This is a genomic window from Thioalkalivibrio sp. HL-Eb18 (assembly GCF_000364985.1).
Lineage (GTDB): Bacteria > Pseudomonadota > Gammaproteobacteria > Ectothiorhodospirales > Ectothiorhodospiraceae > Thioalkalivibrio.
In genome coordinates this window covers 18,051-37,514 of record NZ_KB822963.1, presented here as the reverse complement: position 1 = coordinate 37,514, position 19,464 = coordinate 18,051, and the positions used below count along the sequence as shown (strand labels likewise).

At 67.8% G+C, this 19,464-nt stretch carries 19 protein-coding genes; 8 read left to right on the top strand and 11 right to left on the bottom strand.

Annotated features, from left to right (window positions below; all coding sequences use genetic code 11):
• Positions 1 to 44: 44 nt before the first annotated feature.
• On the top strand, positions 45 to 1,622 hold the full coding sequence (guaA, locus tag F813_RS0104125) for a glutamine-hydrolyzing GMP synthase (protein WP_012983278.1): 1,578 nt from the start codon (positions 45 to 47) through the stop codon (positions 1,620 to 1,622).
• A 29-nt stretch (positions 1,623 to 1,651) separates the two neighbouring features.
• On the opposite strand, the gene F813_RS0104120 is transcribed toward guaA, so the two are convergent.
• Positions 1,652 to 2,242: a BLUF domain-containing protein gene (locus tag F813_RS0104120; protein WP_012983277.1), complete on the bottom strand. Its 591-nt coding sequence runs from the start codon at positions 2,240 to 2,242 to the stop codon at positions 1,652 to 1,654.
• 82 nt (positions 2,243 to 2,324) lie between these two features.
• Positions 2,325 to 3,176 carry an HDOD domain-containing protein gene (locus F813_RS0104115; protein ID WP_012983276.1) on the bottom strand — a complete coding sequence of 284 codons (852 nt, stop codon included), beginning with the start codon at positions 3,174 to 3,176 and terminating at the stop codon, positions 2,325 to 2,327.
• Positions 3,177 to 3,312: 136 nt separating this feature from the next.
• Between F813_RS0104115 and F813_RS0104110 the strand changes: the two genes are divergently transcribed.
• Positions 3,313 to 3,903, top strand: coding sequence for an RNA ligase partner protein (locus F813_RS0104110; protein ID WP_012983275.1), 591 nt, complete (start codon positions 3,313 to 3,315; stop codon positions 3,901 to 3,903).
• A gap of 13 nt (positions 3,904 to 3,916) precedes the next feature.
• On the opposite strand, the gene F813_RS0104105 is transcribed toward F813_RS0104110, so the two are convergent.
• The 6 genes from F813_RS0104105 to lgt form a co-directional block, all read right to left on the bottom strand.
• Positions 3,917 to 5,017, bottom strand: a complete 1,101-nt coding sequence (locus tag F813_RS0104105; RefSeq protein ID WP_017925669.1) for an RNA ligase — start codon at positions 5,015 to 5,017, stop codon at positions 3,917 to 3,919.
• On the bottom strand, positions 5,014 to 6,684 hold the full coding sequence (locus tag F813_RS0104100) for a Na/Pi cotransporter family protein (RefSeq protein ID WP_012983273.1): 1,671 nt from the start codon (positions 6,682 to 6,684) through the stop codon (positions 5,014 to 5,016). The genes F813_RS0104105 and F813_RS0104100 overlap by 4 nt, the downstream gene beginning before the upstream one ends.
• Before the next feature lie 21 nt (positions 6,685 to 6,705).
• The gene (locus tag F813_RS0104095; protein ID WP_012983272.1) at positions 6,706 to 8,106 is read right to left on the bottom strand and encodes an MBL fold metallo-hydrolase RNA specificity domain-containing protein; all 1,401 of its coding nucleotides are present in this window, start codon (positions 8,104 to 8,106) and stop codon (positions 6,706 to 6,708) included.
• Between the two features lie 75 nt (positions 8,107 to 8,181).
• Entirely contained in the window at positions 8,182 to 8,673 is a 492-nt protein-coding gene (locus F813_RS0104090; protein ID WP_012983271.1) for a dihydrofolate reductase, read from the bottom strand.
• The gene (locus F813_RS0104085; RefSeq protein ID WP_012983270.1) at positions 8,673 to 9,491 is read right to left on the bottom strand and encodes a thymidylate synthase; all 819 of its coding nucleotides are present in this window, start codon (positions 9,489 to 9,491) and stop codon (positions 8,673 to 8,675) included. The genes F813_RS0104090 and F813_RS0104085 overlap by 1 nt, the downstream gene beginning before the upstream one ends.
• 1 nt (position 9,492) lies before the next feature.
• Complete coding sequence (lgt, locus tag F813_RS0104080; protein WP_017925668.1) at positions 9,493 to 10,338, bottom strand: prolipoprotein diacylglyceryl transferase; 846 nt, start codon at positions 10,336 to 10,338, stop codon at positions 9,493 to 9,495.
• Between the two features lie 72 nt (positions 10,339 to 10,410).
• On the opposite strand from lgt, the gene F813_RS0104075 reads away from it, so the two are divergent.
• From F813_RS0104075 to F813_RS0104050, 6 genes are all read left to right on the top strand, one after another.
• Positions 10,411 to 12,444, top strand: a complete 2,034-nt coding sequence (locus F813_RS0104075; RefSeq protein ID WP_026148134.1) for a thioredoxin domain-containing protein — start codon at positions 10,411 to 10,413, stop codon at positions 12,442 to 12,444.
• Positions 12,445 to 12,604: 160 nt separating this feature from the next.
• Positions 12,605 to 13,018, top strand: coding sequence for a rhodanese-like domain-containing protein (locus F813_RS0104070; protein ID WP_012983267.1), 414 nt, complete (start codon positions 12,605 to 12,607; stop codon positions 13,016 to 13,018).
• Between the two features lie 113 nt (positions 13,019 to 13,131).
• Positions 13,132 to 13,947, top strand: coding sequence for a GNAT family N-acetyltransferase (locus tag F813_RS0104065; protein WP_017925666.1), 816 nt, complete (start codon positions 13,132 to 13,134; stop codon positions 13,945 to 13,947).
• Between the two features lie 4 nt (positions 13,948 to 13,951).
• Positions 13,952 to 14,698 (top strand): 1-acyl-sn-glycerol-3-phosphate acyltransferase, encoded by a 747-nt coding sequence (locus F813_RS0104060; RefSeq protein WP_017925665.1) that lies wholly within the window; start codon positions 13,952 to 13,954, stop codon positions 14,696 to 14,698.
• Between the two features lie 80 nt (positions 14,699 to 14,778).
• Positions 14,779 to 15,966, top strand: a complete 1,188-nt coding sequence (locus F813_RS0104055) for a glycosyltransferase family 1 protein (protein ID WP_017925664.1) — start codon at positions 14,779 to 14,781, stop codon at positions 15,964 to 15,966.
• The gene (locus F813_RS0104050) at positions 15,941 to 16,471 is read left to right on the top strand and encodes a phosphatase PAP2 family protein (protein ID WP_017925663.1); all 531 of its coding nucleotides are present in this window, start codon (positions 15,941 to 15,943) and stop codon (positions 16,469 to 16,471) included. The genes F813_RS0104055 and F813_RS0104050 overlap by 26 nt, the downstream gene beginning before the upstream one ends.
• Positions 16,472 to 16,560: 89 nt before the next feature.
• On the opposite strand, the gene F813_RS0104045 is transcribed toward F813_RS0104050, so the two are convergent.
• The 3 genes from F813_RS0104045 to glcF form a co-directional block, all read right to left on the bottom strand.
• Positions 16,561 to 16,890 (bottom strand): hypothetical protein, encoded by a 330-nt coding sequence (locus F813_RS0104045; protein ID WP_017925662.1) that lies wholly within the window; start codon positions 16,888 to 16,890, stop codon positions 16,561 to 16,563.
• A gap of 62 nt (positions 16,891 to 16,952) precedes the next feature.
• On the bottom strand, positions 16,953 to 18,134 hold the full coding sequence (locus tag F813_RS0104040) for an alanine--glyoxylate aminotransferase family protein (protein WP_026148133.1): 1,182 nt from the start codon (positions 18,132 to 18,134) through the stop codon (positions 16,953 to 16,955).
• A 64-nt stretch (positions 18,135 to 18,198) separates the two neighbouring features.
• Positions 18,199 to 19,464 carry a glycolate oxidase subunit GlcF gene (glcF, locus tag F813_RS0104035; protein ID WP_017925660.1) on the bottom strand — a complete coding sequence of 422 codons (1,266 nt, stop codon included), beginning with the start codon at positions 19,462 to 19,464 and terminating at the stop codon, positions 18,199 to 18,201.

Here is a 19,464-nt window from a genome sequence, read left to right as displayed (position 1 = left end):
CCCGATACCCCACCGGCCGTCCGGCCGGTCCAGCGGATGACCTCATGACCCAGGATCTTCACGCCCACCGCATTCTGGTGCTGGACTTCGGTTCCCAGTACACCCAGCTGATCGCCCGCCGTGTGCGCGAGGCCCGGGTCTACTCCGAGGTGCATGCCTGGGACATGTCGGCGGCGGACATCCGAGCGTTCAATCCCACCGGCATTATCCTCTCGGGCGGGCCGGAGTCGGTGAACATTGATCACCCGCCACGAGCCGAAGAAGCGGTGTTCGAGTTGGGCGTTCCGGTGCTGGGTATCTGTTATGGCATGCAGACCATGGCCGCCCAGCTAGGCGGCCGGGTCGAGCCCTCCGAGCGCCGCGAGTTCGGCTACGCCCAGGTGCGCGCCCGCGGCCATACGCCGCTGCTGCGCGACATCGAGGATCACACCACGCCGGAGGGTTACGGGCTGCTGGACGTGTGGATGTCGCACGGCGACCACGTGACCGAGCTGCCGCAGGGCTTTCGCCTGATGGCTTCCACCGACTCCGCACCGATCGCCGGCATGGCCGACCCGGAGCGCGGCTTCTACGGCGTACAGTTCCATCCCGAGGTGACCCACACCACCCAGGGTCAGCGCATCATCGAGCGCTTTCTGCACGACATCTGCGGCTGCGAGGCCCTGTGGACCGCCGACAACATCATCGATGACATGGCCGCCCGCGTGCGCGAGCAGGTGGGCGACGACCACGTGGTGCTGGGCCTGTCCGGCGGCGTGGACTCCTCGGTGGTCGGTGCGCTGCTGCACAAGGCGATCGGGGACCAGTTGACCTGCGTATTCGTGGACACCGGCCTGCTGCGCCTGGGCGAGGGCGATCAGGTGATGGCGACCTTCGCCCGTCACATGGGCGTGAACGTGATCCGGGTGGACGCCGAGGATCGCTTCATGCGCGCGCTGGCAGGGGTCGAGGACCCGGAGGTCAAGCGCAAGGTGATCGGCGGGCTGTTCATCGACGTGTTCGACGAGGAGGCCGCAAAGCTCGACAACGTGCAGTGGCTGGCCCAGGGCACGATCTACCCGGACGTGATCGAGTCGGCCGACTCCAAGACCGGCAAGGCCCATGTGATCAAGTCGCACCACAACGTGGGCGGGCTGCCCGAGAACATGAAGCTGGGGCTGGTGGAGCCGCTGCGCGAGCTGTTCAAGGACGAGGTGCGCAAGATCGGCGTCGAGCTGGGTCTGCCCACCGAGATGGTCTACCGCCACCCGTTCCCGGGGCCGGGCCTGGGCGTGCGCATCCTCGGCGAGGTGAAGAAGGAATACGCCGAGCTGCTGCGCCGCGCCGATGCGATCTTCATCGAGGAACTGCGCAAGGCCGATCTGTACGACAAGACCTCGCAGGCGTTTGCGGTCTTCCTGCCGGTGAAGTCGGTGGGGGTGATGGGCGACGGCCGGCGCTATGACTACGTCGTCGCGCTGCGCGCGGTGGAGACGATCGATTTCATGACCGCGCGCTGGGCGCACCTGCCGTACGACTTCCTCGATCACGTCTCGCGCCGGATCATCAACGAGATCCCCGGCATCTCGCGCGTGACCTACGACATCTCCGGCAAGCCCCCGGCCACGATCGAGTGGGAGTAGGCGCCGCGGCGCGAGGGACCGGGCCTCCTTCAGGCCCCGGCCAGGAACAGATAGCCTGCCGTGCCGGCGATGCCTGCGGTTACGGCGGCCGCGACCCAGCCCGCCAGGGCCAACTGGCGGCGCCAATCGCCCGGCGGGGCGTGGCTCGTTGAAGGCGTGCTTCCGCTGGTCGCGGGTGCCGCCTCCAGCTCGCTGTCGCGTCCGCTGCGCAAGAGATCCAGCATCGCCTCGATCTGCTGGTCGTCGAAGCCGAAGGGATCGAACCGACGCTGCCCGAATTGCTGCAGTAGGGCGCGCACCTCGCCGGCCGCGGGTACATACTTCATCGACCACTCTCCGAAGCCGGGGCGCTCCAGTTCGCGCTCGCGCAGTACGGTGATCTCTTCGTGGCGCGGGTCGCGGCGGATGCGCTCCAAGGTCGCGTACACCGCTTCGGGTTCACCCTCCAGGCACTGGAAAAAGTGGCCGTCGCCGTAATAGAGGGCGCCCACGATGCGGGCCCGGGGGTTGTTCTGGCGCGACTGCAGCAGGATCCGCCCGACCTCGGGCTCGATACCCTGGGCGGCATGGGCATGAGGCGCGAAGGCCGCGCGGCTGACGTACACCAGTTGGAGGGTCATCAGCGGAACTTCCCTAAGTGGCTATGTAGGGAAGACCACGCCCGGGGGCGGGCGTTCCGCAGCGGGTGTCGGTGTCCTCGTCTTACTCGATGATCTGGTTGACGTGTTCCAGGCCGATCGCGTCGCCTTCCCAGTCCAGATCCCGGTTGGACGAACGCGGCGCCAGGCGGCGCAGTGCAGCGACCCCTTCGCGATCGATGTGGGCCAGGCGGTGGGGGGTGCCGACATGGCTTTCGATGTTCGCGGCCTGTACGACGTCGCTGTAGCTGATCGGGGACTCGGGCTCCGGTTCGCGCTGGAGATTCTCGTGGTCGGCGACCGCGCGGATGATCTCCGGCTCGAAGTTCCAGTTCTTCAGCATTGCGCGGCCGATCGCCACGTGCGCGGCGTCCGCCGCTGCCTGCAGGGCGCGCGGGTCCTCGTAGATCGCCGGTGTCTTCTCCGCGCGGCGCAGGATCGGGATCATGCCGATGTCGTGCACCAGGCCGGCAAGCAGGGCGGTATCCGGGTCCAGGTGGGGATGCCGGTGGGCCAGCAGATAGCTGATGATCGCCACCTCCAGGCTGTGGTTCCACAACGCCTCCATGCGCTGCCGGATCGCGTCGTTGCCGCTTTGAAACACCTCTTTCATCGACAGGGCGATGATGGTCTGGCGCGCCCGCTCCATCCCCAGGCGGGTCACTGCGGACCGGATGGTCGCGCAGCGGCTCAGTCCCCGATAGGCAGGGCTGTTGGCATGACGCACCAGCCGCGTGGCGAGCGCCGTATCGCGAGAGATCAGGTTGACCAGATCGGCGATGGAGCTGGTGTCGTCCTGCACGATGAACAGCGCCTGCACGGAGATATCCGGCAGGGTCGGGATGTCGATCTGCTGGCGTTCCAGATCCGAGCGCAGGCGCTCGAGGAATTTTTCCACTTCCGCGCGGGTGGCCAAGGGTCGTCCCTGTATGGCTGGGAGGTCAGGCGCGATTATGCCACAGGGTGCCCCCAGCGCCGATTGTACGGTGGGCCTGGTTGACGGGTTTCCGGCCGCCGCCGATGATGGAGAACGAACCCGACAGGAGGTCGTGATGCGCCGCTTCGTGCTGGATACCAGCGTGTTCACCAACCCGCATGTGGCGGGCCAGTTTGGCGCGGACCCGGAGGACATCCTGCGGACCTTCCTGCACCTGGCGCGGGACTGCCCGGCCGAGTTCTACATGCCGTTGTCGGTGTACGAGGAGTTTCGTGGCATGCGCGATCTCGAGGCCCTGGCCGCGGATTTCGAGACCGTGGTCTGGGTGCGTTCCCCGCGCCGCTTCGCCCTGACGCTGCCCAGCGACATCCTCTACGAGTTCATCGACGAGGTGCGTACGCGCATTGACCGGGGGTTGCGCATCGCCGAGGAGCACACGCGCCAGGCCGGTGCAGCCGAATCGCTCAAGCCGGAACTGATCACCCAGCTGCGCGAACGCTTTCGCGAGGCCATGCGCAAGGGCCTGGTGGATTCGCGCGAGGATGTCGATGCCGTCCTGCTGGCGATGGAACTCGATGCCGAGCTGGCCAGTGCCGACGAGGGCATGCGCAAGCTGGGCAATCGCATGGGGATCAAGCTGGTTACGGCCGACTACCTGCGCCGGGTGATGGAGAATCTCGCGGAGGCGGAGCGCCCCGGCGCCTGACCCCGGACCCGGGTCAGTCGTACTGGCGGTCGCCGGCCAGGGCGGAGGCCAGTGTGCCCGTGATGCGGTCGAACTGGCGCTCGAATTCCAGCAGCCAGTAGCCATCCTCCTCACGCGGCGCGTCGTCGGCAAAGCTTACGTGACGCCCGCCCGTGGCGCGCATGTGGTTCATGAAGTGCAGGGCGTTGGCATGCTCGCGAAAGCGGCAGCGATAGCGATGGCCGACGTGCCCCTGACGCCGGTGTTGAGCGACCGCACCGTAGAGCCCCGACAGCAGCGCCTGGCCCAGTGTCTGCTCGAGATCGGCATGGTGTCGATCCGGGTGCTCGGACAGGAAGATCGCGAGCCGTGTCAGGCGGTTGGTGAAGTACTCCGGCGGCAGGTCGAGCAGTTGTTCCGCGCAGACCCGGATATCGGAGACGCAGGAACTCCCGGTGACATACTTGGCCCGGTGCTGCCCGTCCGCGGTCTTCAGCACCAGTCCCTCGGCGCCTTCCTCGTCCAGTCGCCGGATCAGCTCGCCGAGGGCGCGGGTGTCGCGCGGGGTGAACCACCCGTGCAGGGGCGCCGGGGGCAGGGCGTGGCGCTCGATCAGCGCGAACTTCTCTGGCTGGGACACGAAGCCGGGCTGTCCCAGGCGCATTAGATCGAATACGAACAAGCCCACGTCATGGGCGACCCGGGGCGTGGACCCTTCCAGGTACGGCGTATCCGGCCCGGCGATCTCCGCGCACAGAATCAGATTGGGTTCGGCATTGAAAATGACCGGGTCCATGAAGTCCACGACCCGGTCAGTACTGAACGCGCAGACGTAACCGCCGCGGCTGAACGCATACAGGCGCCCTTTCCAGCGCAGGATGCGCACATTGAAACCGTCGATTTTTTCCTCCGCCCAGAACGGTTGTTCGAACTGCCGCGGGAGCCCGGCCTCCAGCGACTGGATACGCCCGATTGCCGGGTATCCGGGCACGACCGAGCCATCCGGCAGCACCACGGAACCGCGCGGGTAGTGGTTCACCGGCTCCAGTAGCCGGGCGTATTCCAGCTCGTCAAAGGTCAGGGCCTCGGCGCGACGGTTGTCGATGGCTTCCTGTAACACGTGGCGCTCGATCATGCGGCTTCCGAATCCAGTGTCGAATCGATGTCACGAGGATGGTTTTCCAGGTTCTCGGTGTGGCGTCGAGCCTTGTCGGCCTGCGTCACCAGGCGACGCGCCATGCTGATGATCCGCAGCTGCCGCTCCATCTCGGCCATGCTCAGCGAGCCGAAGGTCCCCTCGCGCAGCAGTGCGGCCTTTAGGTCGGCATAGGCGACTTCAACCGATTGGACGGCCTCGGCGGCCGCGATGTTCTCGCCATTTTCGGGCTCGAGGTTGGCCAGGTCGAGGGCGCGGATGACCTGCTCCTGCCACGCGCGGCGCTGGTCGCTGACGGCTGGGCGTTCCTCGCCGGTGGAGTGCCTGCGCAGGTCGGTGATCTGCTCGGCCAATACGGCTATCTCGCGATGATAGCGGGCGATGCGGACGACCTCGGCGATCCCGTGTCCTACCGCCTGCGGCATGGGGTGGTTGGCGGTGCGGGTGGCGAAATCGCTGATCGCCGCCGTCAGCTGCTCGACGGCGGCCCGGCGGGTGTCCAGGCTGCCCTCGGCTGGCGGATCGGCCCGCAGGGCCTCGCGCGCCATAGAGTGGCTGATATCCGCCAGCCGGTCCGTCTCCTGCAGCAGCGACTGCAGTGCCAGGTCCGGTACGCCGGCGCTGTGCCGGTCAAGGAAACGTGGCCGGGCGATGTCCTCCTCTTCCGTGCGAAAACGCATCTGCAGGAAGCGGATCATCGGCGGGGCGACAGGCACCATCAGCGCCACACCCAGCAGGTTGAACGCGGTATGGAACAGCGCCAGCAGTACCGCCGGGGCCGGGGCCTCCCCGGTGCTGCCCCAGATCCAGGCGATCGCGGCCAGGAACCAGGGCAGGATCAGCAATGCGACGATCGCGGTCAGGCCGTTGAAGATCACATGGGCCGCCGCGACGCGCTTGGCGTTCGGGGTCGCGCCGATCACGACCAGGAGTGCCTTGACCGTGGTCCCGAGGTTCGCCCCGATAACTGCGGCGGCCGCGGCCTCCAGCGGCACGGCCCCGCTCATCGCGGCGGTCAGGGCCATTGCCATGGATGCCGACGAGCTCTGCATCAGCACGGTCAGCAACGCGCCGATGCCGACCATGATCAACAGTCCGGCGAAGCCCGGTCGGGCGAGGGCGGAGAGGTCGAAGGTCGCGCTCAGACCCTCGAAGGTCTCGCGCAGTACATCGATCCCGAAGAACAGCAGGCCGAAGCCGGCCAGGGCCAGACCCAGGTAGCGTGGGCGTGCGGCCTTCATGAACAGGTAGAGCAGGGCGCCGATGCCGATCGCCGGCAGGGCAAAGGCCTCGATGCGGATGTTGAAGCCGATCAGGGCGACCAGCCAGCCGGTCATGGTGGTGCCGACGTTGGACCCGAAGATCACCCAGACCGACTGGCCCAGCGTCAGCAGGCCGGCATTGGCGAAGCCGATGGTGGCGACCGTGACCGCACTGGAAGACTGCACGAGGGCGGTCACACCCATGCCCGAGGCGAGGGCGTGTGGCCGGGTGCGGGTCCACTGCCCAAGGATGTGTTGCAATGCTTTGCCGCCAGCCGTCTTCAGGCCGTCGGTCAGCAGGGTCATCCCGAGCAGGAACAGCCCGAGACCGCCGAGGAAGCCGGCGATCAGGGCATAGGTGCTGACGGCTTCGGCCTCCGGCATCGGTGTTGTGGGAGCGCGGCGCTACAGGGTGATGGTCTCGCCGAAGGCGGGTACATGCGCCTCGGCCCCTAGCTCGTCGCGCAGGCCGGCGGCCAGGGCCTCGCGCGCTTCTGGCTCGCCGTGGACCAGATGGAACACCGGCTGGTGCTGAAAACCGCGTGCCCAGTCGAGCAGCTGGCTGCGCCCGGCGTGGGCGGAAAAGCCGCCCAGGGTGTGGACCTTCGCGTTCACTGCAACGTCTTCGCCCAGCAGCTTGACCTTCTCGGCGCCGTCCACCAGCCGCCGTCCCAACGTACCCGCCGCCTGGAAGCCGACGATCACCAGGTGCGCCTCGCGTCGCCACAGGTTGTATTTCATGTGGTGACGGATGCGTCCGCCGTTGCACATGCCGGAGCCGGCGATGATGATCGCGCCACCGGTGATGCGGTTGATCGCCATGGATTCCTCCACCGTGCGGCAGACCTGAAGCCCGGGCAGATAGCCGTTCGGGTCGCCGTTCGCGGCCTGGTGCAGCCGGTCCATGTCCTCCGGGTCCAGCGTCCGGCGCAGGCGGGCGTAGAGCTCGGTGACCTTGATGGCCATCGGGCTGTCGAGGAAGACCTTCTGCTGCGGCAGGCGGCCGGCGTGATGCAGCATGCTCAGGTGGTAGAGGATCTCCTGCGTGCGCCCCACGGCGAAGGCCGGGATCAGCACGTTGCCGCCGCTCTTGTCGGCCTCGGCCAGCACTTGAGCAAATTCCTCGACCGTCTCGTCCATCGGGCGGTGGTCGCGGTTGCCATAGGTGCTCTCCAGCAGCACGTGGTCCGCGTGTTCCGGGCGGGTCGGAGCGTGCATCAGGACCGCGTCGGCATTGCCGAGGTCTCCGGAGAAGACCAGGTGCCGGTCGCGCCCGCCGGATGGCACGATCAGGTCCACGATGGCTGAACCGAGGATATGCCCGGCATCGCGAAAGGTCAGTCGGACATCGCCCGCGATGGTGTGGGTGTCGCCGTAGGGGATGGCCCGGCAAAGTCCCAGCGTGGTTGCGACATCATCGATGTCGTAGATTGGCTCCAGCAGGGGCTTGTCCGCGCGGCGGCGCCACTTGTTCTCCCACTCGATGTCCTTGCTCATCACGAACGCGGCGTCCTCGAGCATGATCTCGAGCAGCTCCTCCGTGCCCGGTGTGCAGTAGATCGGCCCGCGGTAGCCGTCGCGCACGAGCTTGGGCAATAGCCCCGAGTGATCCAGATGCCCGTGCGACAGGATCACCGCATTGATCGTTTCCGCCAGCTCGGTCAGCGAGGCGCGATTCGCCTCGTCCGCCTCGCTGTTGCCCTGATGCAGGCCGCATTCCAGAAGGATGCGGGCGTCGTCGGTCTCGAGGAGATAACGCGACCCGGTGACTTCGCCGGTCGCCCCCTGAAAGGTCAGTTGTGCCATGACGGGAAGTGTACGCACGGTCAGGCCCGTCTGCGCAACCCGCTGGTGCTTTCCGGGCGCACCGGGCGCTTCGGTTTAGCGGCGCTCCAGGCGTTCGAAGGTAAAGGCGCAGGCGTGGCGGTCGTCGGGTTCGTGGCGTTCGGACCAGACGCAGTCCCAGTCATCGGGGTTGATGGCCGGGAACCAGGTGTCCCCGGCATGGGGTTCGTGCACGCGGGTCAGGTGCAGCACCGAGGCTCGGGGCAGGGCCTCGGCGAACAGCCCGGCACCGCCGATCACGAAGGCCGGGCCCTGCGGGATGGAGGCGAGGGCGCTATCGAGATCCGGATAGACCTCCACTCCATCCGCCCGCCAGTCCGCCTGGCGCGTGAGCACCAGGTTGCGGCGTTTCGGCAGGGGGCGGCCAATGGACTCGAACGTGCGCCGACCCATGATCATCGGGTGCCCGTCGGTGACACGCTTGAAGTGCTGCAGGTCCTTCGGCAGGTGCCAGGGCAGGTCGTTGTCGCGCCCGATCACATGGTTCGGGTCCAGCGCGACGATCAGGTGAATCTCGGGAGTCGCCATCAGATCGCCACCGGCGCCTTGATTGGCGGGTGCGACTGGTAGTCACGCACCTCGATGTCGTCGAAGGTGAAGGCGAACAGGTCCGTGACCTCGGGATTCAGGTGCAGGGTGGGCAGTGGCAGGGGCTCGCGGCCCAGCAGTTCGTCCACCTGCTGTTCGTGATTGTGATACAGGTGGGCATCGCCGAAGGTGTGCACGAAGTCGCCCGGTTCCAGGTCGGCCACCTGCGCCAGCATGTGCGTGAACAGGGCATAGCTGGCGATGTTGAACGGCACGCCGAGGAAGACATCGGCGCTGCGCTGGTAGAGCTGGCAGGACAGGCGGCCGTCGGCGACGTAGAACTGGAACAGGGTGTGGCAGGGCGCCAGCGCCATGCGCCCGGCGTTCGCGTTCTCCTGCGGCGAGATGGACTCGTCCGGCAGATCGGCCACGTTCCAGGCGCTGATGATGTGGCGCCGGGAGTAGGGACGGTTCTTCAGGTTGCTCACCAGTTCGGCCAGCTGGTCGTGCCCGGCCCAGTTGCGCCACTGCGCCCCGTAGATCGGGCCGAGGTCCCCGCCCTCGGTCGCCCACTCGTCCCAGATGCGAACCTTGTGCTCCTTGAGATAGCCGATGTTCGTTTCGCCGCGGATGAACCACAGCAGTTCGTGGATCACCGAGCGCAGGTGCGTGCGTTTGGTGGTGACCAGCGGAAAGCCCGCGGCCAGGTCGAAGCGCATCTGGTAACCGAACACCGAACGCGTGCCCGTGCCAGTACGGTCCGGACGGTCGATGCCGTGCGCGCGGATGTGGCGGACGAGATCAAGGTATTGCTGCATGTCAGGGGTTCTCGGTAGCCGGGCGGGATTCCGGCACGGCGTTCTTGCGCGACCAGACGATCAGGCCGATCCCGAACAGGATGACCGGCAGGCTCAGTACCTGGCCGAGCGTCAGCCAGTCGAAGGCCAGATAGCCGATATGCGCATCCGGCACACGCACGAACTCGACCAGGAAGCGGAAGCTGCCGTAGAGCGTCAGGAACAGCCCGGAAACCAGCCCCGTACGGCGCGGGTGACGCGAGACGATCCATAGCACCACGAACAGCACCAGCCCCTCGAGGAACGCCTGGTAAAGCTGTGACGGGTGGCGCGGCACGTAGTCCGCAGCCGGGAAGATCATCGCCCAGGGCAGGTCGGTGGGCTTGCCCCACAGCTCCCCGTTGATCCAGTTCCCGATACGCCCCGCGCCCAGGCCAATCGGTACCAGCGGGGCGACAAAGTCCGTCAGGCGGAAGAAGCCCACGCCGAGCCGGCGTGCATAGAGCCAGGAGGTTACAAGCACCCCGACCAGACCGCCGTGGAAGGCCATGCCACCCTCCCAGACGCGGAACAGGCTGACCGGGTCGGCGAGTGTGGCATCCAGGTTGTAGAACAGGGCATAGCCCAGACGTCCGCCGATGATCACGCCGATCGCGCCCCAGAACAGGAGGTCGCCCACCTGTACTGGTTGCAGGGGCGCCCAGCCCTGTGTGCGCGCACGCCAGGCCCCCAGCGCCCAGAAGGCCACGAAGCCGATCAGGTACATCAGCCCGTACCAGTACAGGGTTAGTGGCCCCAGCGACAGGGCGACCGGATCGATAAACGGGTGCGTGGGCATGGTCGCTTGCGGATGGAAAATCGGCTGCACATGCTACCCGGCCTGGCCCTGGCGTGCACCTGTACCCGCCGGGGCGAATCCGATTTCCAGGGAGGTCGTGCGATGAATCGACTGGCCGGAGCCAGCAGCCCGTATCTGCTACAGCATGCCGACAACCCCGTGGACTGGTATCCGTGGGGCGAGGACGCGCTGGAACGCGCCCGCCGCGAGGACAAGCCGATCTTGCTGTCGATCGGCTACTCGGCCTGCCACTGGTGCCATGTGATGGCGCATGAATCGTTCGAGGACCCGGCCACCGCCGAGGTGATGAACCGTCGCTTCATCAATATCAAGGTGGACCGCGAAGAGCGTCCCGACCTCGACCGCATCTACCAGAATGCCCATATGCTGCTGTCGCAGCGCCCGGGTGGCTGGCCGCTGACGGTGTTCCTGACACCCGACCAGGTGCCGTTCTTTGCCGGCACGTACTTTCCGAGCACCCCGCGTCACGGGCTGCCGTCGTTCGTCGACCTGATGAATCGCGTGGCCGATTTTCTCGCCGAGCACCCGGACGAGATCCAGCGCCAGAACGAGTCGCTGCAGCAGGCATTGGCGCGCATTTATCGACCGGCAGGCGGGGCGATCCCGGCGATCGGGGTGCTGGACAAGGCGCGGGCCGAGCTGGCCCAGACCTTCGACGATCAGTTCGGTGGCTTTGGCGATGCACCCAAGTTCCCGCACCCGGCGAGCCTGGAATGGCTGGCCTGGCACGCGGCGCGCCACAATGATGCCGAGGCCGAGCGCATGCTCGAGCGGACGCTCGCGGCGATGGCCGCAGGCGGGATCTTCGACCAGGTGGGCGGCGGCTTCTGCCGCTACTCGGTGGATGCGCGCTGGATGATCCCGCACTTCGAGAAGATGCTCTATGACAACGGGCCGCTGCTGGGCCTGTATGCCGAGCGCGCGGCCGCCGGCGACGACCGTGCCCGGCGTGTGGCCGAACAGACGGTCGCCTGGCTGGAGCGCGAGATGCGCGACCTCTCCGGCGCCTTCTACTCCAGCCTCGATGCCGATTCCGAGGGCGAGGAGGGCCGCTTCTACGTCTGGGATCCGGAGATGGTCGAGGGCCTGCTGCCGGAGGACGAGTGGGTGGTCGCCAGCCGGGTCTGGGGGCTGAACGGCCCGGCCAATTTCGAGGGTCGCTGGCACCTGCACGAGGTGGCCCCGATCGCGACCGTGGCCGATGCCCTGGGTATCGACGAGTCCGAGGCGGAAACGCGCCTGGGACGCGCCCGCGAGCGCCTGCTGGCCGCCCGCGAGCAGCGCGTGCGGCCGCATCGCGACGACAAGATCCTGGGGGCCTGGAACGCGCTGATGATCAACGGGCTCGCCCGCGCGGCGCGTGCGCTCGAACGGCACGATTGGCTGGGACTCGCGCGCGCGGCGATGCGCGCGGTGCGTGAACGGCTCTGGCACGACGGCCGGCTGTTTGCCAGCTTCCGCGAGGGCGCCACCAGCGAACTGCCGCGCGCCTATCTGGACGACCACGCCCTGTTGCTGGAGGCCACGCTGGCACTACTGGAGGTCGAGTGGGATGGCGACCTGCTGGGCTGGGCCACGACCCTGGCAGAGGCCCTGCTGGCCGACTTCGAGGATACCGAACACGGTGGCTTCTTCTATACCGCGCGCGATCACGAGGCGCTGATCCAGCGGCCCAAGGTCTACGCCGACGATGCGATGGCCGCCGGTAATGGCATTGCCGCGCAGGCCCTGCAGAAACTGGGCTACCTGCTCGCCGAGCCGCGCTATCTGGAGGCCGCCGAGCGCACGCTGGCCAACGCCGGGCCGATGATCGAACAGGCCCCGTTGGGCCACATGAGCCTGCTGGTCGCACTGGACATGCACCAGCAGCCGCCGCCGCTGGTCGTGCTGCGCGGAGCGGCTGACGAACTTGCTCCGTGGCAGCAACGGCTGCGCGCGCATGATGCTCCGATGTGGGTCTTCGCGATTCCGGCGCAGGCGGACGATCTGCCTCCCGCGCTGGCGGAGAAGGCCGCCCCGGAGACGGGTGTGCGCGCCTATCTCTGCCGCGGCCTGCACTGCGAAGTGCCCGTGACCGACCCCGCTGCCCTGGAAGGTGTGCTCGCCGCGGGTTGAATCACCCGGCCACGCACCCACGATAGAATGAGTCAGCCCCGTTTGTAGGAGCCTGCTTGCAGGCGAAGCCCCTGCCAGAGTCGGACATAGGCAGGAATGTTCGCCTGCAAGCAGCCTCCTGCGGGGGGGCGTCCGATTCATTGCAAAAAGGAATGTTCGAATGAGCGAGAAGAAGTTGATGGATTTCGTCGCCGAGGCGCGCCAGCACGTCGAGGAGATCTCCCCCGAGGCACTCTCCGAGAAGATGGAGGCCGGCGAGGACTGGCTGCTGGTGGACGTGCGCGAACCGTACGAATACGAAAAGATCCATGTGCCGAACTCGCTGCTGATCCCGCGTGGCCTGCTGGAAGGCGCGGCGGACCCGAACACGCCGCATCGCATCGAAGCGCTGGTCAACGCCCGCGACAAACCGGTGGCCGTGATGTGTGCCACGGGCGGACGTGCCGCGATGTCCGTGCAGCGCCTGCGTGAAATGGGCTTTGGCCAGGTCGTGAACGTGGCGGGTGGTATCAAGGGATGGGAGGCCGAGGACCTGCCGGTGGAATCCGGGGCCTATACCGGTCAGCTGCCGTAGAAAACCCTCCCCGCTGACACCCGTGGCGTGTTCACGGGAACGTCACGCGGGTTACACGAGGTCGTCAAATCGCGGGCGTAGCCTCCGGGACAGTTCAACCGGAGGTGGCGCCCATGTCCGCACCGCAGATCATCCCGCCCGCGAAGGCGGCTCACGCCGAGACGGGCTTTCGCGTCCATCTGGCCGCCGGACCGGGCGACCTGGAGGCCGCTCAGCGCCTGCGCTACTCCGTGTTCTCGGAGGAGATGGGCGCGCGGATTTCCGACGCCGAAGGCGAGCTGGATGCCGATTATCTGGATCCCCACTGCCATCACCTCCTGGTACGCGAGCCCCGCACCGGGGAGCTGGTCGCCTGCACGCGCATCCTGACCGAGGAGAGCGCGGCCGTTGCCGGTGGGTTTTACTCACTGGCCGAGTTCGAGCTGGGCCCGTTGATGAACCTGCCCGGCAAGACGCTGGAGATCGGGCGCACCTGTGTGCGCGCGGATCAGCGTCAGGGTGCGGCGATCAATGCCCTTTGGTCCGGTCTCGCCCGCTTTATGACCGCGCGGCAGTATCAGTACCTGATGGGCTGCGCCAGCCTTTCGCTGACCGAACGGACCCCGGCCCAGCTTGCCTGGCTGCGCCTGTTTCATCGCGGCCCGTCGCGTCTGCGCGTGACACCGCGCCGGCCGCTGCCCAACTCCCTCAGTATCTGGCACGGCACACCCTCGCGCGCCGGCTTGCCATCGCTGCTCAAGGCCTACCTGCGCCTGGGTGCCCGTATCTGCGGCGAGGCCTGTCACGATCCCGACTTCAATCTCGCCGATCTGCTGGTCCTGCTGGATGTCAGGGACCTTCCGGATCGCTACCATCGGCACTTCCTGGGCGCGACCGCGCCCGCAAGCCGAGGGTTGCACAATGACGGGAAGCCTGCGGGCATCGGGTAGGCTGATGCGCATTCTCCTGCACCTGCTGAAGGGCGTCTGGCTGACCTGGCGCATGTCGCGCCGGGGCGATGCCTTCGAGACGCGCAGCCGCACCCGCCGCGACTGGTACGACCGTGCGCTGTGGCTGGCGGGGGTGCGTTTTCGCCTGACCGGCACTCCGCCCGAGCAGGCCTCGCTGGTGGTTGCCAACCATGTCTCGTGGCTGGACATCCCGCTGATTGGCGCGGCCGTGGATCCGTGTTTTCTGTCCAAGGACGAGATCGCCCGCTGGCCGGTGATCGGCTGGCTGGCGCGCCAGCACGACACGCGCTTCATCCGCCGCGGCGCCGGCGAGGCGAACGCCCACATCGAGGCCATGCGCGAGGGCCTCGACGAGGGGCGGCACTTCGTCGTGTTTCCGGAAGGGACGACCAGCCGCGGGCAGGGTGTACGCCGCTTCCACCCGCGCCTGTTTGCCGCGGTGGCCGAGAACGGCCATCCGGTGCAGCCGGTGGCGCTGGACTACGAGCGCCCCGAGGGCGGGCCGGTCCCGGTCGCCTATACCGACGACGACCGCCTCCTTGTGAATGCCTGGCACCTGCTGTGCCGCCGCGAGACCCGCGTGCAGGTGCATTTCCTTGCGCCGCTGCAAACCGCTGAAGAGGATCGCCGTTCGCTGGCAGAGGCCTCGCGGGACGCGATCGTCGAGCGCCTGGGGCTGCCCGCCGAGCCCCTGAACCCGCCCACTACGAAGCGACGAAAGGCGCGCTGACCATGGAGGCCGCGACGATGCCCGCCCCGTTAGTTCTTGCATCGCGTGGCCCGAATTCGGAGCGTTTGAGCGCGGGCCGTTTGAACGTGGCCCTCGTGACCGAGACCTGGCCACCCGAAGTCAATGGTGTGGCGCATACCCTCGAGCGGCTGACCGAGGGGCTGCGGGAACGCGGCCACCGAGTACAGGTGATTCGCCCGCGGCAGGTGCTGGATCGGCCCGTCGCGGGGCCCCGGCATGCAATGAGCCCCGAGGATGTCACGCTCCCCGGTATCGCGATCCCCGGCTACCGGGGGCTGCGGATGGGTTTGCCCTCCACGCGCCGGTTGCGCCGCCTGTGGCGGCACTCACACCCGGATGTCGCGTACATCGCCACCGAAGGACCCCTCGGGCATGCCGCGCTGGCGGTGGCCAGGCAGCTCGGCATCCCGGTGGCCTCGGGTTTTCACACTCGCTTCGATGGCTATGCCCGCCACTACGGGCTGGGACTGCTGACCCTCCCGGTGCGGCGTCTGTTGCGGCGGTTTCACAACCGTTGCGGCGCCACCCTGGTACCCACCCGCGCGCTGGCCGAGGAGCTTCGGGAACAGGGGTTCCTGCGGGTGGGGGTGCTGGCGCGAGGGGTGGATACCCGGCGTTTCACTCCCGCGCGCCGTTCCCGGACGCTGCGGGGGCAGTGGGGTGCGAGTGGCCCGGTGCCCGTCGTGATCCATGTCGGACGCCTGGCCGCGGAGAAAAACCTGGATCTGGTGATCGCCGCCTTCCGCGCCATCCAGGCAGCCCGTCCCGATGCGCGGCTTGTGCTGGTGGGGGACGGCCCCCAGCGGGAGCGCCTGGCGCGTGCGCATCCGGATGTCATTTTCGCCGGGCAGCAGACCGGGCAGGCCCTGGCGCAGCACTACGCCAGCGCAGACCTGTTCCTGTTCCCGTCGACCTCCGAGACCTTCGGCAACGTGGTGATCGAGGCCATGGCCAGCGGTCTGCCGGTGCTCGCGTTCGATACGGCCGCCGCCCACGAGCACCTGGTCGATGGCGTCTCGGGTGTCCGCGTTTCGCTGACCGGCGCCCGCCGGGTCGACGAGCAGGCCTTCGTGCGCGCGGCACGCGAGCTCGCCGACCATCCCGAGCAGTGGCCGCTGCTCGGCGCGCGAGCGCGGGAACATGCGTCCACGCTGGACTGGTCCGAGGTGATCGGCGGCTTCGAGTCGGTCCTGGTGCAACTGGTGCAGACGGAGGCCCGTGATGCGCATGCCTCGGCGCATGGATGAGGCGGAGCTGGCGATCTGCCAGCTGTGCAATCAGGTCAATCGTCAGTGGGCGGTCAGCCGCTTCTTCGGACTGATCAGCCGGCTGGGAGACGGGGTCGTCTGGTACGGGCTGATGCTCCTGCTACCGCTGCTCCACGGTCCCGAGGCCGCCTGGGTCAGCCTGCAGATGGCCGTGGTGGGGCTGGCGTCATTACCGCTGTACAAGTGGCTGAAGCGCCGTACGAGCCGACCGCGACCGTGCAACCGCGGCCGTCCGTTCACCCGCACGGTGGATCCACTGGACGAGTTCAGCTTCCCCTCCGGCCACACCATGCATGCGGTGGGATTCACGGTCGTGCTGGTAGCATGGTTCCCCGTCTGGGCCTGGCTGGTGGTGCCGTTCGCCACCCTGGTTGCCGCCTCGCGCCTGGTGCTGGCGCTGCACTATCCCAGCGATGTCGCAATGGGGGCGCTAATCGGGGCCAGCATGGCCGGAGCGGTGCTGGCACTGGCCGGTCTGGTTTGAGTTGACCCCGCCCCTTGTGAGTAGGCTGTCGCCAGCACCCCGGATAGCCACTGCGCGGTCCTCGGGGTGTGGCGCGGTGGGCGAGGGGGTCAGCCGCGCGAGGAGAGGGCCTCGTCGTTGTAGGCGGCGTCGATGGTGACGATGGTCTTCTCCACCAGGCGGAAGCCCTCGACCGGGGCATCGTCGGCCATGTATTTCAGCCTTACTGGGCCGATGGCCTTGACCGCCTCGGCGCGCTCCAGGGTGGTGTCCGGGCGGTCGGCGCCGGCACCGTCCATCAACGCCACCAGCACCTCGGAGGCGATCGGGTTGCGGTGCGAGCCTTCGCGTGCCTTGTCCAGCGTGGCGGCGGGGTCGCCGTCCAGGAAGACCCCGTCCATGTTCTCGTCCAGGTACTGCAGCAGTTCGGAAAGCGTCATGTTGTGTCTCCCGCAGGTTTCGTTATCGGCTCGGATTCGTCATCGAGTCAGGCCGTTCGGCGCTACGATTGCTTGTAGCGGGCGCGGGCAGCGGCGAGGGCCTGTCCCGGCTTGACCGCGCCCATGTCGGCCAGCACGGCCTCCAGCGCGGACAGGCACAGCGAGACGTTGCGTTCGTTGGCGCCATGACCCATCAGGCCGATGCGCCAGACCTTGCCGGCATAGGGGCCGAGCCCGGCGCCGATCTCGAGGTTGTAGCGCTCCAGCAGTTCCGCACGCACGGCGGCCTCGTCCACGCCTGCGGGGACATGCACGGCGTTGAGTTGCGGCAGTCGGTGGGCCTCGTCGACCAGGAAGGTCAGACCCATCGCCTCGAGGCCCGCGCGCAGGGCGGCGTGGTGGCGGGCATGACGGTTCCAGCTGTTCTCCAGTCCCTCTTCGGCCAGGATCACCAGCGACTCGTGCAGGGCGTACAGGGCGTTGATTGGCGCGGTGTGATGGTAGGCGCGCTTGCCGCCGCCACCCCAGTAGCCCATCACCAGATTCAGGTCGAGGAACCAGCTCTGCACCTTGTGGCTGCGCGCCTGGATGCGCTCGACCGCGCGCTCGGAGAAGCTGACCGGCGAAAGGCCCGGGGTGCAGGACAGGCACTTCTGGCTGCCGGAATAGATGGCGTCCACGCCCCAGTCGTCGACCTTCAGCGGGCTGCCGCCCAGGCTGGTGACCGCGTCCACGATGGTCAGGCAGTCGTGCTCGCGCGCCAGACGGCACAGGGTCTCGACATCCGAGCAGGCGCCGGTGGAGGTCTCGGCATGCACGAAGGCCAGGATCTTCGCGTCCGGGTTGCCCTTCAGCGCGTCTTCGACCTTGCCCGGGGAGACCGGGGCACCCCAGTCATCCTCGACCACCACCGCGGTGCCGCCGCAGCGCTCGACGTTCTCTTTCATGCGCGTGCCGAACACGCCGTTGATGCAGACGATCGCCTTGTCGCCCGGTTCCACCAGGTTGGCGAAGCAGGTCTCCATGCCGGCGGATCCGGGCGCGGAGACCGGCAGGGTCAGGGCATTTTCGGTCTGGAATGCGTACTGCAGCAGACCTTTCATCTCCTCCATCATGCCGACGAACACCGGGTCCAGATGGCCGATGATCGGGCGGCTCATCGCGCTCAGCACGCGCGGGTTCACGTCGGAGGGGCCGGGGCCCATCAGGGTGCGCTGCGGGGGGAGAAAGGATTTTGCCTGCATGGATGCGTCTACCGGATTGGAAAAGGGGGAATCTAGTGTGCCGTACGGGCCCGGGCAAGCGCCCCTACGCACCGACGGGAGTTGCCGGGCAGTGGCGTTCGAGCAGCGTCAGCCAGTGCTCGACCGGGGTGTCCGTCCCGGACTGGAGATGCGTCTGGCAGCCGACGTTGGCGGTCACGATGCGCGCGGGCCTCTGGGCTTCCAGGTTGTCCAGTTTGCGTGTACGCAAGCGTGCGGCCATCGCCGGCTGGGTGATCGAGTAGGTCCCTGCCGAGCCGCAGCACAGGTGAGGTTCGGCTGTGGGTGTCAGTTCGAAGCCTGCCGCCTGCAGAAGCGGTTCTACGCGCCCGGCCAGGCGCTGGCCATGCTGCAGGGTGCAGGGGGCGTGCCAGGCGATCGGGTCGTGGCCTTGAGGCGCGCGAATGCCCAGCCTCTGGATGGCGCTCGGGGTGAACAACTCCACCGGGTCGCGTACGCGCTCGGAAACGGTGCGTGCGCGTTCCGCGTAGCCGGGGTCCCCGGCCAGCAGGTGCCCGTAGTCGCGCAGCATGACGCCGCAGCCGCTGGCGGTGCTGACCACGGCGTCCACCCCCTGTTCGAGCATGGGCTGCCAGGCGTCGAGGTTGGCCCGCACCCGGCTCCGCGCGCGCTCCTCGAAGGCCAGGTGATGCTCGACCGCGCCGCAGCAACGGGCCTCGCTGGTTTCCACGACCTCGACGCCGAGGCGTCCCAGCAGGTTCTTCAGCGCGGCGTTGGTGCGTGCGTCAATCGCGTCGTGCACGCAGCCAGCCAGCAGCAGGATGCGCCCGTGGGAAAAACCCTCCAGTGCTTGCGAAGGGGTCGGTTGCGGGGCTTTCCTGGCGTCCTGCCGTTCGGGTACTCGGCGGCGCAGGGTCGCCGGCAGGGCGGGGCGGACCATGCGCCCCAGCCCCAGGGCCAGGCGGAACGGCCAGCGCGCGGGCAGGGTGCGGGCCAGCAGGCCGCGCAGGGTCCGCTCGCGCCAGTTGCGATCGAGGTCCTGCTCGATCACCTCCCGGCCATAGGCGACCAGGTGGTTGTAGTCCACGCCCGAGGGGCAGGTGGTCATGCAGTTGAGGCAGGTCAGGCAGCGGTCCAGGTGGGTGCGCGCGGTGGGGTTCGACTCGCCGGATTCGAGGATTTCCTTGATCTGGTAGATGCGCCCGCGCGGGCCGTCGACCTCGTCGCCCAGCTCCTGGTAGGTCGGGCAGGTCGCGTTGCAGAAGCCGCAGTGCACGCAGGCGCGCAGCGCATCCTCCGCAATGCGCGCGGCCGGATCGTTCGCGAAGCGTTCGTGCAGCCGGGTCTCCAT

Coding starts and splice junctions, on each gene's coding strand:
- F813_RS0104075 (WP_026148134.1), top strand. CDS start 10,411: ATGAATCGACTGGCCGGAGCCAGCAGCCCGTATCTGCTACAGCATGCC.
- guaA (WP_012983278.1), top strand. CDS start 45: ATGACCCAGGATCTTCACGCCCACCGCATTCTGGTGCTGGACTTCGGT.
- F813_RS0104050 (WP_017925663.1), top strand. CDS start 15,941: ATGCGCATGCCTCGGCGCATGGATGAGGCGGAGCTGGCGATCTGCCAG.
- F813_RS0104090 (WP_012983271.1), bottom strand. CDS start 8,673: ATGGCGACTCCCGAGATTCACCTGATCGTCGCGCTGGACCCGAACCAT.
- F813_RS0104105 (WP_017925669.1), bottom strand. CDS start 5,017: ATGATCGAGCGCCACGTGTTACAGGAAGCCATCGACAACCGTCGCGCC.
- glcF (WP_017925660.1), bottom strand. CDS start 19,464: ATGGAGACCCGGCTGCACGAACGCTTCGCGAACGATCCGGCCGCGCGC.
- F813_RS0104070 (WP_012983267.1), top strand. CDS start 12,605: ATGAGCGAGAAGAAGTTGATGGATTTCGTCGCCGAGGCGCGCCAGCAC.
- F813_RS0104095 (WP_012983272.1), bottom strand. CDS start 8,106: ATGGCACAACTGACCTTTCAGGGGGCGACCGGCGAAGTCACCGGGTCG.
- F813_RS0104100 (WP_012983273.1), bottom strand. CDS start 6,684: ATGCCGGAGGCCGAAGCCGTCAGCACCTATGCCCTGATCGCCGGCTTC.
- F813_RS0104065 (WP_017925666.1), top strand. CDS start 13,132: ATGTCCGCACCGCAGATCATCCCGCCCGCGAAGGCGGCTCACGCCGAG.
- F813_RS0104120 (WP_012983277.1), bottom strand. CDS start 2,242: ATGACCCTCCAACTGGTGTACGTCAGCCGCGCGGCCTTCGCGCCTCAT.
- F813_RS0104060 (WP_017925665.1), top strand. CDS start 13,952: ATGCGCATTCTCCTGCACCTGCTGAAGGGCGTCTGGCTGACCTGGCGC.
- F813_RS0104110 (WP_012983275.1), top strand. CDS start 3,313: ATGCGCCGCTTCGTGCTGGATACCAGCGTGTTCACCAACCCGCATGTG.
- F813_RS0104045 (WP_017925662.1), bottom strand. CDS start 16,890: ATGACGCTTTCCGAACTGCTGCAGTACCTGGACGAGAACATGGACGGG.
- F813_RS0104085 (WP_012983270.1), bottom strand. CDS start 9,491: ATGCAGCAATACCTTGATCTCGTCCGCCACATCCGCGCGCACGGCATC.
- F813_RS0104040 (WP_026148133.1), bottom strand. CDS start 18,134: ATGCAGGCAAAATCCTTTCTCCCCCCGCAGCGCACCCTGATGGGCCCC.